18 protein-coding genes are annotated in these 16,574 nt (G+C 40.4%); 2 read left to right on the top strand and 16 right to left on the bottom strand.

Going from position 1 to position 16,574, the window contains the following annotated elements:
* Positions 1–113 precede the first annotated feature (113 nt).
* From ACSVDE_RS04430 to ACSVDE_RS04415, 4 genes are all read right to left on the bottom strand, one after another.
* Entirely contained in the window at positions 114–893 is a 780-nt protein-coding gene (locus ACSVDE_RS04430; RefSeq protein WP_439299759.1) for a sulfotransferase domain-containing protein, read from the bottom strand.
* A gap of 88 nt (positions 894–981) precedes the next feature.
* Positions 982–1,734 (bottom strand): glycosyltransferase, encoded by a 753-nt coding sequence (locus ACSVDE_RS04425; RefSeq protein ID WP_439299758.1) that lies wholly within the window; start codon positions 1,732–1,734, stop codon positions 982–984.
* 16 nt (positions 1,735–1,750) lie between these two features.
* Positions 1,751–2,674 carry a glycosyltransferase family protein gene (locus ACSVDE_RS04420; protein WP_439299757.1) on the bottom strand — a complete coding sequence of 308 codons (924 nt, stop codon included), beginning with the start codon at positions 2,672–2,674 and terminating at the stop codon, positions 1,751–1,753.
* A 56-nt stretch (positions 2,675–2,730) separates the two neighbouring features.
* Positions 2,731–2,934 carry a hypothetical protein gene (locus ACSVDE_RS04415; RefSeq protein WP_439299756.1) on the bottom strand — a complete coding sequence of 68 codons (204 nt, stop codon included), beginning with the start codon at positions 2,932–2,934 and terminating at the stop codon, positions 2,731–2,733.
* A gap of 256 nt (positions 2,935–3,190) precedes the next feature.
* On the opposite strand from ACSVDE_RS04415, the gene ACSVDE_RS04410 reads away from it, so the two are divergent.
* Positions 3,191–3,463, top strand: a complete 273-nt coding sequence (locus tag ACSVDE_RS04410) for a hydrolase (RefSeq protein WP_439299755.1) — start codon at positions 3,191–3,193, stop codon at positions 3,461–3,463.
* 109 nt (positions 3,464–3,572) lie between these two features.
* Here the strand turns inward: ACSVDE_RS04410 and ACSVDE_RS04405 are convergent, their stop codons facing one another.
* Genes ACSVDE_RS04405 through galE form a run of 3 tightly spaced genes read right to left on the bottom strand, consistent with a single transcriptional unit; the run spans position 3,573 to position 6,009 of the window.
* Entirely contained in the window at positions 3,573–4,289 is a 717-nt protein-coding gene (locus ACSVDE_RS04405; protein WP_439299754.1) for a glycosyltransferase, read from the bottom strand.
* Positions 4,286–5,002, bottom strand: coding sequence for a glycosyltransferase (locus ACSVDE_RS04400; RefSeq protein WP_439299753.1), 717 nt, complete (start codon positions 5,000–5,002; stop codon positions 4,286–4,288). Before ACSVDE_RS04400 ends, ACSVDE_RS04405 begins: the two co-directional genes overlap by 4 nt.
* Before the next feature lie 5 nt (positions 5,003–5,007).
* On the bottom strand, positions 5,008–6,009 hold the full coding sequence (gene galE, locus ACSVDE_RS04395; RefSeq protein ID WP_439299752.1) for a UDP-glucose 4-epimerase GalE: 1,002 nt from the start codon (positions 6,007–6,009) through the stop codon (positions 5,008–5,010).
* A 126-nt stretch (positions 6,010–6,135) separates the two neighbouring features.
* Here galE and ACSVDE_RS04390 point away from each other — a divergent pair, with 126 nt between their 5' ends.
* Positions 6,136–7,086 (top strand): NAD-dependent epimerase/dehydratase family protein, encoded by a 951-nt coding sequence (locus ACSVDE_RS04390; RefSeq protein WP_439299751.1) that lies wholly within the window; start codon positions 6,136–6,138, stop codon positions 7,084–7,086.
* An 11-nt stretch (positions 7,087–7,097) separates the two neighbouring features.
* Here ACSVDE_RS04390 and glf read toward each other — a convergent pair whose 3' ends face one another.
* The 9 genes from glf to mgtE form a co-directional block, all read right to left on the bottom strand.
* On the bottom strand, positions 7,098–8,228 hold the full coding sequence (glf, locus tag ACSVDE_RS04385; protein ID WP_439299750.1) for a UDP-galactopyranose mutase: 1,131 nt from the start codon (positions 8,226–8,228) through the stop codon (positions 7,098–7,100).
* Positions 8,229–8,265: 37 nt separating this feature from the next.
* Positions 8,266–9,078: a glycosyltransferase family 2 protein gene (locus tag ACSVDE_RS04380; protein ID WP_439299749.1), complete on the bottom strand. Its 813-nt coding sequence runs from the start codon at positions 9,076–9,078 to the stop codon at positions 8,266–8,268.
* Complete coding sequence (locus tag ACSVDE_RS04375) at positions 9,075–9,869, bottom strand: glycosyltransferase family 2 protein (RefSeq protein WP_439299748.1); 795 nt, start codon at positions 9,867–9,869, stop codon at positions 9,075–9,077. Before ACSVDE_RS04375 ends, ACSVDE_RS04380 begins: the two co-directional genes overlap by 4 nt.
* Positions 9,866–10,498 carry a class I SAM-dependent methyltransferase gene (locus tag ACSVDE_RS04370; protein WP_439299747.1) on the bottom strand — a complete coding sequence of 211 codons (633 nt, stop codon included), beginning with the start codon at positions 10,496–10,498 and terminating at the stop codon, positions 9,866–9,868. The genes ACSVDE_RS04375 and ACSVDE_RS04370 overlap by 4 nt, the downstream gene beginning before the upstream one ends.
* On the bottom strand, positions 10,495–11,427 hold the full coding sequence (locus ACSVDE_RS04365) for an NAD-dependent epimerase/dehydratase family protein (RefSeq protein ID WP_439299746.1): 933 nt from the start codon (positions 11,425–11,427) through the stop codon (positions 10,495–10,497). The genes ACSVDE_RS04370 and ACSVDE_RS04365 overlap by 4 nt, the downstream gene beginning before the upstream one ends.
* Before the next feature lie 27 nt (positions 11,428–11,454).
* On the bottom strand, positions 11,455–12,141 hold the full coding sequence (locus ACSVDE_RS04360) for a PIG-L deacetylase family protein (protein WP_439299745.1): 687 nt from the start codon (positions 12,139–12,141) through the stop codon (positions 11,455–11,457).
* Positions 12,142–12,301: 160 nt separating this feature from the next.
* Positions 12,302–13,078 (bottom strand): enoyl-ACP reductase FabI, encoded by a 777-nt coding sequence (fabI, locus tag ACSVDE_RS04355; RefSeq protein WP_439299744.1) that lies wholly within the window; start codon positions 13,076–13,078, stop codon positions 12,302–12,304.
* A 180-nt stretch (positions 13,079–13,258) separates the two neighbouring features.
* A complete protein-coding gene (locus ACSVDE_RS04350) occupies positions 13,259–15,106 on the bottom strand; it encodes a monovalent cation:proton antiporter family protein (protein ID WP_439299743.1) in 1,848 nt (615 codons plus the stop codon).
* Between the two features lie 15 nt (positions 15,107–15,121).
* A complete protein-coding gene (mgtE, locus tag ACSVDE_RS04345) occupies positions 15,122–16,474 on the bottom strand; it encodes a magnesium transporter (RefSeq protein WP_439299742.1) in 1,353 nt (450 codons plus the stop codon).
* Between the last annotated feature and the right edge of the window lie 100 nt (positions 16,475–16,574).

The following is a 16,574-nucleotide window of genomic DNA, read 5'->3' as shown; positions in this document are numbered from 1 at the left end:
TCATTACATAAATTCCATTTATTTCTATTCTATGTAGTGGACGGTGGGTAGCATAGACATGCCCCCATTGAACTTACAAATAATGTAAAAGCGGCACTTGTCCAAGTGCCGCTTTACCAATTCATATTCTTTTCATATTGAAGGTCAATCAGTAACTGACCTGCGTATTGTTTAAATAGGGTGATGAGCTCTTTGTCAAATTCTTCTTTCCATCCACCGATCTTTCCTTTACGGTAGGTTGGTGATGTTTCAGGATTGATATTCTGTATCATCTTTCCGACCATAACTGGACGGGTAAAAGGAACTGGTTGTTCATCCCATAAAAATTTTACGATGCGATGGACCGTTTGAATCCGTTTCAAATGTGATGAAGTAAGATCCTCGAATTTTACAGTAAACACATTTTCTCGTTCTGACCATTTCGAAAAACTGGTAAACCATTCCGAAACGTCTGGTTGAACATATTTCGTCTTGGTAATCGGTTGCCCTCCCTCAATCAAGAACTTGATCCGATCCTTATGTGTGAAACCTTCTTGTTGAAAGGTAGAGTATAAAGGATGGATTGGTAATGTGGGGATGAAGTAAGCATAAGAGACGACAATATCTCTAGGATCCCTTAAGACAAAGATCTGTTTCAATTTCAATTCATTGAAAAATGATTCCCATTCGGAAGTATAAAACAAATGACCATTGGCAAATTCGTTATGACTAAGATTCCTTATATTTTCTAGATGTTTTGCTGTTTGATATTGATAATGACCGAACATTCCTTTGTCTGGGTGATGCTGCATCCCAGGTATCCCCAGCAAGATCTGCTTCAACAGATGGGTGCCACTCTTCGGAATAGAATTCAGCATGAATGGATGAAGTCCATTTTTGTTATTAGAGTCCAACAATCTCTTCCTTTCTTCAATTGAATCTTGGTTGTAAATACGTTATTTCTTATCATATGTCTCTACCGGATGCTTGATTGGACAAGCCTCACCTGTTCGGAAAATATCTTGAACGACGTCTCGGAGATAACATGTTGATTAGCCTGCTGATCGTGTCTCGATGCTTCCTTTTAACCGATTGGATTTCCACACGGATGGCATTCTTATATTTCTGGGAACCCATATTTCCATGAATTCGATAGAGCACCAAAGGTTCCTTAAAATAATAGAAGTGATAGTTTGGAATCAGGCGCAGCCACAAATCGTAATCATGGGTATAAGGAAGCGTTTCATCAAACATGCCTGCATTTTTCAGGACCTTCGTCTTAGCCATCACTGTACAACCATTGATAATACATCCAGACCTCATTGCTCTCATGAATCGCCAACGGTCTTCAACCCCTACACCTACAGATGGAGTAATCACCCGATCACTTTCATCTATCAAGCTGTAATTCCCATAACTGATTTCTGCATTTTGCTCAAGCATGAAGTTCAATTGACGTTCAATTTTATTTGGATGATAAAGGTCATCTGAACTGAGCCATGAGAAATACTCACCTTCTGCTAAATGGATCCCCATATTCAATGCCGAAGCCGTCCCGCCATTTTGTTTTCGGATATATTTGATTTTCTTCTGATAAGGTAGTATCCGCTCCAAATACATGGTGGAGCCATCATCCACTACAATGACCTGGCAGTTCGAATGGGTTTGATTTAACGCACTTTCGATTGCTCTTCCAATATAAGGGCAATTATAAAAGGGGATGACAATGGATACTTTAGGTTTTTTCTTCAACATGATTTTGTCCCTTTCCTTATGATGCTAAGATTCTTTCAATATGTGTGAGCAGTTCACTAGCACGGATTTTGGTTGTATGATGCTTTACTATCATTTCATAACCCGACTTTGCAATCCGTTCTCTTTCACTCTCATTATTCAAATAATATTGAGCCTTTTCATAGAAATTCGCTTCATTTACTTCCACGAAAGTTTCTCCGTCCATGAATCCTAATTCTTTCAATTCTTCTGATCCTGAAGCCAACAATAATGTTTTGCACGCGAGAGATTCATAATATTTCAGTACTGGAAAATGATAGTTGGAGTCACATGTAAAGAACATCTTCGCCTGATTTAATAATTTGGCATATTCAAGTCCAGTGACCGCATTGTCTGCTTTTGTGATTTGTTTGTAGCCAGGATGCTCTACATATTTAAAGGAAGGTTCTTGTTGGAGACGGTCGTGCATTTTTACACGAAGAGGATATAAATAAGGTAAGAGACTTCCTACCATCAGATAATCGACGCTCTTTGGTAGTTGATAATCGTAGAAGATTTCGGCTGGAACATGATGCGGAAACCAGATCATTTGATCGATCAGTTCGGGGAACCATTTCTTGAATGCTTCCCGGTAATTGACGAATAGGTGAAAATCGTGTTTTTGATAGAGCCGTTTTCTCCTAGGGATACGGTAGTGCAAGTCATGGACAAGAGCCCCCATCGGGATCGAAACTTGATCAATATTCCGTATATCCGGGCAATAATCAGGTTTCATATCATTGAATAAGATAAAGTCTGGAGCTTCAGGTAACAATTCAATGATTTCTGGTAAACTACCAACATCTTCGGAGTAGTAATAAAGCTTACACTTTTTCTCCAGTTCTTTCCCCAAATAGTAGGTGCTTCTTTCAATATGATGTTCCATGTTCTTTGTTATAAATAATATTGTAATATTTTTCACTCTGAACCCCCTATAAGTAAAGATTGGGGATGACCTAGATGGTCAACCCCTGAATATTAAACGACGATCGCTACGATGTTCTCTAATGGAACGATGATTTGTCCCATTCCACCAGATCCACCTTGATTGAAGACTGCATAATCTCCACCAAGTTCTGTAAGAACGACGTTTGTCAGAACTGTGTCAGTATCGTCTAAAATAACTTCTGAAACAAGCTGTCCATAGTATTTCAGCATATACACAAACATACTACTTGCCATACTTCCACTCCTTTTGTAGTCCATATTAAGCACCAGTTTATTGATGCTATTCATATATATGTAAAAAAATGTAAAGGAGTATGGACAATCATACCTTTTGGGAATAATTGGTTGATTGCGGACAGGCTAACAACCATTTTGCATAACCGTAGGTCTTGACCCATTCAAAAGTGCGTCCAAGTCAATATAGTATAGTAACCCTGATATATATATGCATTGTAGGGTGCATACAACTTCTCATAAGGAGGAAACTAGAGTGAGTTTATTTGATAATGAGTGCGGCTGTGGTAAGAAAAAGAGAGCTTCAACATGTGATGGTTGTGTATGTGATCAACTTCGTGGTCTACAACCAGGAACTGAGGTAGATGTTTTCTTACCTGGTAGTGACGGAGCATCCAGTGGTCCAGTCAACAATTTAACTTTCGCATGTCTTGATGAAAAGAACTGTTGTGCAACATTTTTAGATAGCGATTATCCAGTCATCATTGACTGCCGTAAGATTGTTGCAATTCGAATTAGAAGAGGCTAGTCTAATCATCTAACCAATCACCTCAACCAAAAATAGACTGACACTAATCCGTTAGTGTCAGCTTTTTTTATTGGCATTGATTATACAGTTTAGTTCTTCATTTCTTTCCTTAGCTGATTTTGGATAAATAGGATATAAAATCGTCCGTATTCGTCAATAGGGTACAAAACTTCTTCATCTTCTCATTCTCCATTTTCCATGTATGCAAATCTTTAGCTTTACGGATATAGACATAATGGTCTTTTTTCCCTGAAAAAATGGGGATATTGTGCTTCATACAGTCCTCACATAACTTTGCATCTTCACCTATACTGCAGCGTCTGAAAGGGACTATGTCATTCAATTTCTTTTCAAAAAATAACGTCCCTCCCATCAACACTTTTGGATCATATCTTTCTTCGGAACACTGAAGATCAGATGGGGCAAACTTGTATGGATTGTAAACGTGAAGGGATTGATCCTCTTCAAAATACATATAAACAGAGGATTTTCCTATCAATCTAGCGTCACTGTTTTGGAGCGTTTCATAACTATCCGTCAAATAGTCTCCACTATAATAATCGTCGTCATCCATTTTGGATATATATGGATATCGACTGAGTTGTATGCCGTAATTCAAACATTCACCTAAAGTAAGCTTTTCATCAAGCTGGTCAATTCTTACATTCGTCAAATCTTCAAAGTATTCTTCCCACTCCCTTTTCACTAGTGAGTTTTTATTCAGAATGATGATCAGTTCTTTTTCTTGCCAAGTTTGACGGCTGTAATTTTCTTTAATTTTAAAGCGGAAGGTAGATCGGTTCGTGCATGTGATTACACTGATCAATCTTTCTCCCCCTCTATATAAGGCTTGAAGTCATCCGTGTAGGCGACAACCTTACTCACCTGGAAGATGAGATCATTCGGGACTTTCCATGTATGGGTACTCCCTGTGTCATTCCGTATATAGACGAAATGCTCTTTGTTTGTGGAATAAACTCTGTAACCTTGCTTTACACAATCCTGGCAAAATAATCGATCCAATTCCTTGATTTGATCCCTGAATGGAACTAAATCAATGAGGTCTTTCTTAAAGAACAGCGTCCCTCCTTGGAGATATTGGGCTCCCAAACGGGTCTGATCATTTACAAATTGATGTTCATTTCCTGAATTGAAAACCGTCAGAACTTTCCGTTCAGGCATATATAAATATACCGTGGTCTTTCCAATGACATCTACTCCTGTACGAATGACTTCATCATATGTTTGTTCCAGATAATCCGTTGAGTAATAATCATCATCTTCAAGATTTGCAATCCAAGAGTACTTAGCTTGTTTAACAGCAAAATTCAAGCACTTACCCAGCGACCAAGGCTCTGTTATGTGGAATATTTTCACATGTTCATATTCTCCTGCTTTATGTCTCCATTTCTTTACATCCATATCCTTTTTTGTGAGGACCAGGATCAATTCTTTATGATCATATCTCTGTCGTTCGTAGTTCTGAAAGACATTATCCATGCATTCATCTCGCATCGTACATGTAACAATAGAAATCACACATTTTACCTCCCGTCTTTATCAATGGGATAACCATCCGGATGCTTCAGAAACCAGTGCCAGGCAGAATGGATCATATCATCCATTTCGAATCGAGCTTTCCATTTTAATTCCTTCAACGCTTTCCTCGTATTTGCTACGAGGTGTGGGGGGTCTCCAGGTCTTCTTTCTTTATATTGGATCAATGCTTTTTTCCGAGTAATCAGTTCACACTTTTGAACAACTTCTAAAATGGAATACCCTCGCCCCGTACCCAGATTGTAGGCTTCTCTGTTCAACTTTTTATGAAGAAGATTAGACAAAGCATACAAATGACCTTCCACAAGGTCAGTCACATGGATGTAATCTCTTATGCACGTACCATCCGTTGTTGGATAATCGTTTCCGAATATCGTGATTTCCTTTTGCTTACCCTGGAGGTGTCTTAGGATATTCGGAATTAAATGTGTTTCAGGCTTATGATCTTCTCCTATCTTTCCATCTCCATCTGCTCCTGCAACGTTAAAGTATCTTAATAAGATATAGTTCAGTCCGTAGGCCATAGAATAATCCTCAATGATTTTCTCACTGAAAAATTTCGTCCTGCCATAAGGTGATATGGGTTCTCGAACCGTTTTCTCATCAATCAGACGTTTTGGTGGTCTCCCATAGACTGCACAAGAGGAAGAAAAGATTAAATTCTTTACATTCGCTTCCCTCATCGCATCTAACAAATGGATCAATCCTATAATGTTGTTATGATAATATTTTTGGGGATGATTGACCGATTCTCCTACATAACAATTAGCTGCAAAGTGCATGACAGCTTTGATTGCGTATTTTTTGAATACTTGTGTGATTTGGTCGTGATTATTAAGATCTCCTTTAATGAAAGGCACATGCTCAGGTACTGACGCTCTGTGACCCATTGAAAGATTATCAAAAATAATCACTTCATAGTTATGTTCGAGTAATAACTTGACCATATGACTTCCAATATATCCTGCTCCACCGGTGACCAGAATCATATCCGCACCTACTTTCCCAAACCACATTTTTGCCCAATCATAAAGGACCTATTTTTCATAACTTAACAATAGGTTATTAGTCATTTGGCTTAATTATGAAGATCTCTCATGGGAAGAGGGGAAAACATGAAACACATCTTGATTACTGGGGTCGCCGGATCAATTGGAAACAAGCTTGCTGAAAATCTACTTGGTGAAGGTCATTTTGTCATTGGTATGGATAATGGTTCAACCGGAAGAAGTGAAAATGTGACACGTTTACTCTCATACAAAAATTTCCAATATATGGAACACGATGTTACGGATGCAGGTTTGTTAACTTCCCCAGAACTCCAATCTGTTGAAATGATTTATCATCTTGCTTCGCCCGCCTCACCAATCTGGTATCAAGCCTCACCCTTCGAAACGATTTCAGCAAATACGGTTGGTACGAAAAATGTATTGGAATTAGCAAAACGAAATGATGCAAAGCTCCTCTATTCAAGTACAAGTGAAATTTATGGTGATCCTGAAATTCATCCACAACCTGAATTCTATAGAGGAAACGTAAATACATGGGGACCTCGTGCTTGTTATGATGAATCAAAAAGGTTAGGAGAGGTTTACTGTTACTTATATCACACACTCCACAACACGAAAGTAACGATTGCACGTATCTTTAATACTTACTCTGCAGGATTATGGAAGAGAGACGGACGGGTAATGTCAAATTTCATCATGCAGGCATTGGCCGGTGAAAGTATTACTGTTTATGGCGATGGACAACAAACAAGAACATTCTGTTATGTGGATGATACAATTCGCTGTTTAAAGAGAATGATGGATTCAGATCGAGCAAACGGAGAAATATTCAATGTCGGGCACCCCAAGGAATACACCATTCTAGAAGTAGCTGAAATGGTGATTGCATTCACACAATCTCCTAGTCACATTGTGTTTAATGACCTTCCTGTAGATGACCCGCAAAAACGGTGCCCAGATATTACAAAAGCAGTGGAAGAGTTGAACTGGTATCCTTCCATTGATTTGGAAGAAGGTTTGAATCGCATGATACAAGACTATAAAGAAGACTTCTGACGTAAAGTTTTTTACGATATATCTTTTATAATCTCTTTTTCAAAGAGATGAAGTGCTCTAGCCACCACCTGGTCCATGTTGTAATACTTATAATCTGCCAACCTACCTACGAACCAGTGGTTTTCTAATTGCTCAACATCCCTTTTATATTTTTGGTAGAGTACATTATTTTCTTTTCGTGGTACGGGATAGTATGGTTCATTTTCCCCTGGCACATATGAAGAAGCTTCCTCGAGTATGATCGTTGTTCCTGGTACCTTCTGTTGTGTCAACTTTTTGTATTCTGTAATTCTTGTAAAATCGTATTCATTCGGATAATTGACTTGTGCGGCATCTTGATAGGAGTTCCGATCCGTAAAATGGTAAGGTGTAAATTTCAAACTGCGGTAAGGCAGTTTACCATATTTATAATCGAAGAAAGCATCTATCGGTCCTGTATAAATCAATTTGGAATAGTGGATGCTGTTCTTGACTTCATGAAAGTCGGTTTTCATCAAAATCTTGATGTTTGGATGAGCAAGCATTTTTTTGAACAGTGCATGGTAACCCAAATTCGGTACCCCTTGATATTGATCCTGGAAGTATCGATCATCCTTGCTGATGTAAATGGGTACTCTGGCAGTTACAGATGAATCCAGCTCTTCTGGCTTCATCCCCCACTGCTTCAAGGTATATCCGTAGAACACTTTTTGGTATATATACTCTGCTAAATGTTTAAGATCCTCATCTGTTGATTTCAGCATCTCCAAGATGGGAATCTTCTTCCCTAACCCGTATGTGAGGATCAACTTCTCTTCTATATGAGTTGCATAATGAGCTGGAAACAAGGTATGTAAAGAGTTCAAGTTGAAAGGGACAGGCACACCTTTCCCTTCAATCATAGCCAGAACACGGTGTTGATAACGTGTCCACTCCGTAAATTGTGATAAATATTCCCATACTTTTTTCGAGTTTGTATGGAAGAGATGAGGACCATATTTGTGGATGAGAACCCCATGTTCGTCATGACAGTCGTAAGCATTACCACCAATATGATCCCTTTTCTCAATAACCAATACCTTTTGATCCAATTGAGTAGCCAATCGCTCAGCGAGTACGCAGCCAGAAAATCCAGCACCAACAATCACCCATTGAAACTCCATGAAACCACTCCAATTGTCCTTTTACCCTAATGTATGCTTAATTGATTGAATCTTTACCGTGGGTCGGAAGAAGTTCAGCAAGTTGCTTCCATCCGCAATGGTACTTGAATACTGGACTATACTCATTCCCCCACCTCTTCAACGTATCGTAGATATGCCATTCGAAGACTTCATTATAGAGATCCAGCTGTTTGGTTGCGTTATGTGGATGTTGACGGTAATTGTACAGCATATGATCTATCCAATGGATATGATATTTCTCAATGAGCCGTGCATCAATCCGTCTGTCTTCCATCACTCTACCTTCCCAAGGATCATCTGTAGGCCACCCTCCGACTGCCTTCAAAGCGTCTGTTCGATAAAATCTTGGAAAAGGTACATCATTGGATAAGAGGAACTTGTATTTTTCATGATAAGATGCTCCTCCTTTCCTCGGTACGGAAAGGCAAGTGTTTCCTTGCCGATCTTCATATACATCCGTCTTATTGCCCCAGAGCAAGGCTACCTCTTCAGGTAATTGCTCCATTTCCTTCCACATGGTCTCAATCGTATCCGGGAAGAACCAATCATCACTATCCAATTTAATGATATAAGGCGTTTCGATAATGTCCAGACCAGCATTTTGGGCATTGGATTGCCCGAGATTTTTGCTATTTCTGATCAGGTGGACCCTAGGATCTTTCAAGTGTTCTTCAATTCCTTCCAATGAATCATCCGTTGACGCATCATCAACCAGTACGATCTCCCAATGTTTGAACGTTTGGGAAAAAACGCTATCCATCGCTTCTTTCAGGAACCTTTTCCCCGGATTGTAGAAAGGTGTGAGGACTGTCACTACCGTATCCATCATTCTTCTCCCTTCTTCACGAGTCTTTCCAATATTTTATAACCGTTTTCTATCCGAAAATGAGGCTCGTAGACATCTCCCCACCTTACCAAAGCATCTCTTATATTCCATTCAATCATTTCATTGATGACATCAAATCTGGTAGATAATGTGTCTTTATGTTTACGGTATCGATAAAGAAGGTGGTCAATCCAATGAATGGTGTACTTTTCAATCAACCGCACATCCATACGGCGATCTTCCAAATAACGTCCTTCATACGGATCATCAGTAGGCCATCCCCCTACTTCTTTTATAGCACTTGTTCGATAAAATCGAGGATATGGTACGTAGTTTTCTAATAAAAATTGATAGCGGTTCTCGTAATAAAATTCTCCCCGGTCGACATACTTACCTAGGATCTTTCCTCCAAAATGATAAAAAACTTCTTTATTTCCACAAATAAGAGCAACCTCTCCTGGTACTTTTCGACTCTCTTCAAGCAAGATTTCTATCGTCTCATCGACCAATAGGTCATCACTATCCAACATTAAGGTAAAAGGAGTTTCAATCTTCTGAAGCCCTTTATTTTGAGATTTAGACTGCCCTAAATTCTCTTCATTCCGAATCAAAGTCACCCTGGAATCATTCAGGTGATCCTCAATCATCGCCAGGCTATCATCTGTAGAAGCATCATCCACAATGATATGCTTCCAGTTCTTATTTGTCTGATTTTGCAGGGAGCGTACGGTTTCTTTGAAGTAATGTCCCGGATTATAGGAAGCTGTCAGAACCGTCACTTCACTTGGTTTCATGTGGCTGTACCGCCTTTTCGTACGACAGCCCCAATCAGTACTTCATAATGTGGATCATGAAAAGAAAAGGCACCGGGATTCACTTCATGAACCGCTCTTCCTTCCAGGAAAGCTTGAGCAATGGCCAGATTTCCAAAACTCTGAACCGTTACTTCATCTACAACCTCCATATCTTCAAACAACCTTCTTAACGACATACTCGTAAACCGCCAGAAATCTCCATAATCTTTTGTCTTACAACTTTGACTCAAACCAGGGACCGTTACCAGCAATTTCCCGCCTGGTTTCAACACTTTCATGGCATGATTGGCTGAAGCTTTCAGGTCATAAAGAATATGGATGACCTGGGTTAAAATAAAACAATCGAATTGCTCGGCAGGAAGGTTCTCTCCAGTTTCCAGATCCCCAACTATAGAGACACCTTTCCAAGGTTGAATATCCAGAACATCACTCGATTCCAATTGTTTAGCATATTTCTTTGTGTAAGCATTATCCCCAATCTCAAGCACTTTACCTTGTATAACGGATTGATAATCATTTAGGAATTGATCGATGAAATATCGATCAACCGGTTGCCCTCGATCGAAGCCGAAACTTCTGCTGACTGGCCTGAACGGATATTCTTTCATACAACATATCCTCCTCCATCCATACGAATCTGCTCAATCATTTCTTCGATTCCCTCGTCCAACGTTCTTACAGGTTCCCAATTCAAAAGCTTTCTTGCCTTATCATTGTTCAGTTGACTGAACAGGATATCTCCTGGCCGATATGCCTGATAGTCTGGTTGTATAACCGAGTGTAAATTTCCGGTGATTTTCCGAAGTAACTCGTTAATCGGTATGCATTGATTGCTGCTGATGTTCATCGTTTCATTCGTTTTGGATTGCAAGGCTAACAGATTTGCACGAGCTACATCCTTTACATGTACAAAATCCCTGGTTTGAGAACCGTCACCATAGATGATTGGTTTTTGTCCTTGCAGGAGTTTATTCAAGAAAATCGGTATGACGCCACCTTCATGATCTGATCGTTGTCGTGGACCATATACATTCGAGTATCGGAAGATCGTATACGGTAAATAGAACTGCTGGTTAAATTGCTTGATATAGAGCTCAGCAGCAAGTTTGGATACACCATAGAAAGAAATTGGCTCCAACTTAGTGGACTCATCTACAACTTTTACACCCTGGTCTCCATAAACCGCGGAGGTGGAAGCAAATATGAATCGCTCCACCCCATGTTCTTGACAAAGTTTTAAAAGTTGTACTACACCCAATACATTCAATTGTGTATCATATAGTGGGTCATCCGCGGATTTTTTGACGTCCGATTGTGCCGCAAGATGGATGACGTAATCAGGCGCTTCCTTTGCAAAAATTTGAGCAAATGTGTCTGAACGATAATCAATATCATAATAAATCACAGATGAGGATTGCATTTTGTAATTACCTGAAGATAAGTTATCTACAACAACAACCTTGAACCCATTCTGTACTAAACATTCTGTAATATGTGATCCTATGAATCCACATCCCCCAGTTATGAGTACTTTCAAAACGATCCCTCTTCTACTTGTTCAGACTTAAATAAGCATGGCACGTAACAGATGGTACTTTTCAGCATATGGGACACCGATTTCCATCCCTCTCGTCTCTGCCCATTTCTTGATTTTTTCAGGAGCTAAAGGATGTTCACCTGTACGGATCTGAGAGGTATGCTTACAAAAAGCTTCTATTTTTTTTTCAATCGCTCCGGTGATATCCAAATAAAGCTCACCTACATCATGTATTTTTGGATACTGCCAAACAATCAACGGATATTCGTACATCGCAATGATTTTCAGCTTTCTCCTGGAATCCGGTCTTAAACTTGCGATTGATGCCTGAAATAGCACTTGATGATCCTGATGGTAGCTTGGATATGGAATAAACACCATCGTCGGACTAAATGTGTCCATAATTCGATCCAATTTAGAAACGATTTGATTTTTAGGTATCGTATCCATTGCACTTTCCTTGTGCTCAAACAGTATTTCAAAATCCTTGCAGTCTAAGTGAGTGAGAGCATTATTAAGTTCTTTTCTCCTTGTAGCCGCATCTACGATGCCATGTTCATTATGCCTAAAGAGGATATCTCCCACTGATCCAATAAGGACTTTCACTTCATTCCCATGCTTCCGTGCTTTTTCAATGAGCCCTCCACATCCTAACACTTCATCATCTGCATGCGGAGCGATAATCAATATTCGTTCTTTCCCAAGCTCAAGCACCCTTTACACCCCTAACAAACACGTCATGATATTTTTACTGTATTCCGCACATGACTATCTGTATGGGCATTTCTCATGGGTGTAGTAAATTAAAAGCCCATTTGCAAAAGATGATCCAAATAAAAAAACACCCCGAAGGGTGTTTTCATAAAAACTCACATCATCTTCCTAAGATATGGAATCCACTGTCGATATGGAGAATTTCTCCTGTCAATCCTCTGGATAGATCACTCATCAAGAAGAGTGCAGTATCTCCGACTTCTTCTGTCGTTGTCGTTCGACGAAGTGGAGCTCTTTCTTCAATATCCTTCAGGATGCTGTTGAAATCTCCGACTCCTTTAGCAGCCAAGGTCCTAATCGGCCCGGCTGATATAGCATTAACACGGATTCCATCTTTTCCAAGATCGTTTGCTAAGTACTTCACACTTGCGTCCAATGAAGCTTTCGCCACGCCCATGACGTTATAGTTGTTGACGACACGTTCGCCACCCAGGTACGTCATCGTCACGATACCGCCGCCTTCAGTCATGAGTTCACGCGCTTCTTTCGCAACAGCTGTCAAGGAGTAGGAGCTGATGTTGTGAGCGAGGAGAAATCCATCACGGGATGTGTTCACATATTCCCCTTTCAACTCTTCCACATTCGCGAATGCGATACAGTGTGCAAGCCCATGAATAACACCGACTTCTTCTTTAATACGACTGAACGCTTCTTTAATCTGTTCATCATCTGTCACGTCACATGGAATGACGACGGAATCACTGCGATCCAGGGATTCAGCCAAATCTCTCACATTCTTCTCGAAACGTTCTCCTGCATACGTGAATACGAGTCGGGCTCCAGCATTGCTTAATGAACGAGCGATTCCCCATGCAATACTACGTTTATTCGCAACTCCCATGACGACATATGTACGACCTTCTAATGAAAGACCCATAATTGAATAACCTCCTGAATAAGTATTGTTATATTATGATTTGTTATTATGACCAAGTCCTAAACACAGTATAGCACGGATTCCAATCATGTTAAAATGATTTCCACAAATGCTCGAACCTATGATAGAAGTTTGAAAAACATAACAAAAGACGGGATTGGCCTACAATCCCGTCTTTTATCAAGCTTGTCCATTGATATTCGCTTTTAATCGATGCACACAATCTTCGCTTCCTGTAACCACCAATCGGTCACCTACTTTCAAGACCGTATCGCCATGGGGAATGATCGATTCGTTCTCACGGAATACCCTTGCGATGATCGTGTCACCTAAGAACTCTAATCGCTTAATTGGCTTACCGGCATGGACATCGTTTTTCACAATAACTTCGTCAAGTACATTCTCCTGATTCACAAATAGTTTCATGATGCTTGGAGACTTGATCATCGCCTCTAGCAGCATGATGGTTGAAGTAAATTTGGAAAAGACTTCAATGCCTTCCTCTCTTAAGGCATCTGCACGCGTATTCTCTTCAATTCGAGCAATGATCCGTCCTACTTCATATTCCTTAGCTTTTCGTGCGATTTTCATGTTGATCTCATCTTCATGGGTGGCGACCACTAATAGATCGACATCGAACACATTTTGATCTTCAAGGGATTCGATCTTGAAACTTTCAATGACATGAACATCGAAATTCTCAGAATGATCCTCAGAATAATATGGATCCAATTCATTGGATTTCAAGTGATAGAGTGCTACTTCATATGCTTCTTTCATCTTTTTGGACAACGGGAGCGTAATGCTGTTGGCACCGAGAATGGCCATCGTCTTCTTTTCTTCAGCGATCTTCCTAGGAAAGATCTTCTTAAAGAATATTGGGCCGATGATACTGCTGATCACCCCGACAAGGATGATGGCAGAAGACATTTTGGAATCGACCATCCCCATCTTTTCACCGATTTCAGCTGCTGCAATGACCAGTGTCAATTTCGAAGATAACAGGATACCGATGCTCATAACCGTCTTCATGTTGTACCATTTCTTGAACCACAAGATAGGTACGATTTTCGTTACCATAAACGCGACCAATAAGAATGGTATTAATAAAAGTACTTCTCGATCGAAAAACAACTTGACTAAATCAATTCGTACTCCAATCATGACGAAGAATATCGGAATTAAAAATCCATAACCGAAAGAGTCCAGCTTATGGACCATGGACGGATTCGGTGACATCAAGGATACGAGTGCACCAGCCAGGAAAGCACCAAGTATGCTTTCTGCTCCGACCTTTTGGGATAGTGCGACGAGAACGATGATAAGCGTGAATACGGCTCGTGTATCGATTTGAATCGTACCACTCGTCAAGCTTTTAAAGCTTGAGCGGTTTCTGAAATACTTCCCAACAAAGTACAAGACTACACCCGCTAAGAACAGCAGCAATAGCAACCAAGTGTTTTTCCCTTCAGGAGAAAAAACAGACACGAATACCCCCAGCAGGATCATAGTAGCGAGATCGGCGATAACAGTAATCATCAAAATGGTCTGTCCGAGCCCGGACTTGATGATGCCCGTGTCCTTCAATGTCGGCACGACGATCCCTAACGAAATCGTTGCAATGATCAAGGACATGAGAAAGGCATTATCGATGAATCCGAAAAGAACAAACAGCCAGGAGATTCCATACGATAAACCCATCATCAAACCAAAAATCATGAACGGCAGCCAAATCCCACTCGGTTCTTCCTTGTTCTTTTTCGTTTTGGATTTTGAAGAAAAGATTGAAAAGTCGATTTCAAGTCCACTTAAAAACAATAAATAGATAAATCCTAATGTCGATAAGGTTTCTAGTAAAGAGTCCGCTTCAACAATGTCAAATCCGGTTTTGCCGATGATCAGACCTGCGATAATTTCTGCGACGATGATCGGCAACATTTTGATCCGTAGCTTATTCAAGAGGATAGGTGTGAGAAAAGCTACGAGTATGACCACCAGAAGTGACATGAACGAATGAGTCTCTTCCATAACAACCTCCCTATATCAAACCAAGTATTGCATAAGAGCAGTCGCCATTCCGAAGTAGATCAGGACGCTGATGATATCATTAATCGTCGTGATGAATGGGCCAGATGCGACTGCTGGATCGATTTTCAATTTGTGCATGAACAAAGGGATCAATGCCCCTGCGAGCGTTGCCACGACAAGTGTGAATAATATAGAGACTCCGACCAAGAGTCCAAGATAAATGGAACTTTGCCATAAGTAAACGATGATGGTAATTACAATTCCACATGTTGTTCCGGTTATGAGTCCTGTTCCTGCTTCACGCAAGATTAAACTTCTCAAATTTTCCTTATCCGTATCACCTGTCGCAATACCTCTGACAGCTACTGCTAATGCTTGTGTACCAGTATTACCAGCCATTCCTGCAATCAGTGGAATGAAAACAGCTAATATCGCTACTTGATTCAATGTGTCTTCAAATTGGCCAATCAAGCTTGCGGTGATCGTTCCAAGAAATAGCAGGATTACGAGCCACGGTAACCTTCGTTTCGCAGCTTGTAATGGATTACGGTCGGCCGAATCCATGTCTGAAACCGCGGCGAGTTTGGAATAGTCCTCTGAAGCTTCTTCATCAATGACATCGACGATATCATCGACTGTGATGATTCCGAGCAGATGATTTTGAAAGTCCACAACCGGGAGAGCAAGAAAGTCATAGTCTTTCATCATCCTAGCAGCCTCTTCCTGATCTTCACCTACAGAAATGGAAACCACCCGATCATTCATGACATCTGAAACGAGCGTCGTTTCTTCTGCAATGATGAGGTCACGTAAAGATATGACACCGGCGAGTTTCTTGTGTTCATCCACTACGAACACATAGTAGATCGTTTCGGCATCCGGTGCTTCCTTACGCAAGATCTGCATTGCTTCGATTACGGTTTGATGAGCCCGAATGGAAACGAATTCTGTAGTCATGATACTACCAGCTGTTTTTTCCTCATAATGAAGTAGGTCTTTGATTTCTTGGGCTGCCTCGTCATCCATGATGGTCAAATAACTGGCGAGTTGCTCTGCTTCTAAGTCATTCAATACGTCAACGGCATCATCGGCATACATTTCGCCCAGCATTTCTGCCGCATAGAATGGCTGCATCTCGAATAAATAATCCTTTGTATCTTCTATCTCGATCTTTTCAAAGATTTCCGCCATTTCTTCGGGTGAAAGGTAGCGGTAAATCCGCATCCGTAGCTCTTCTTCCAAATCGGTGAAAAGCCTTGTCTGATCATAAGGGTGCATATCTAGGAATTGTTCCCTGAACTGGTCGATATCTTCTCTTTCCAATGCATCAATTACTGGTTGAAATTCAAATTCTTCTTCTGATTCCATTGCAACTCCCCCTCTCAACAGGGCTTCAAAATTGTTTCTGATGACGAAAATTATAGCAAGCCTAAGCCTAAAGCAGATTTGTCAATTTTCCAACCCTTGA

The organism is Pseudalkalibacillus sp. Hm43, from assembly GCF_051842935.1.
GTDB lineage: Bacteria > Bacillota > Bacilli > Bacillales > Fictibacillaceae > Pseudalkalibacillus.
Note: the sequence above shows the minus strand (reverse complement) of the source record. Positions and strands in the feature narration are given on the sequence as shown.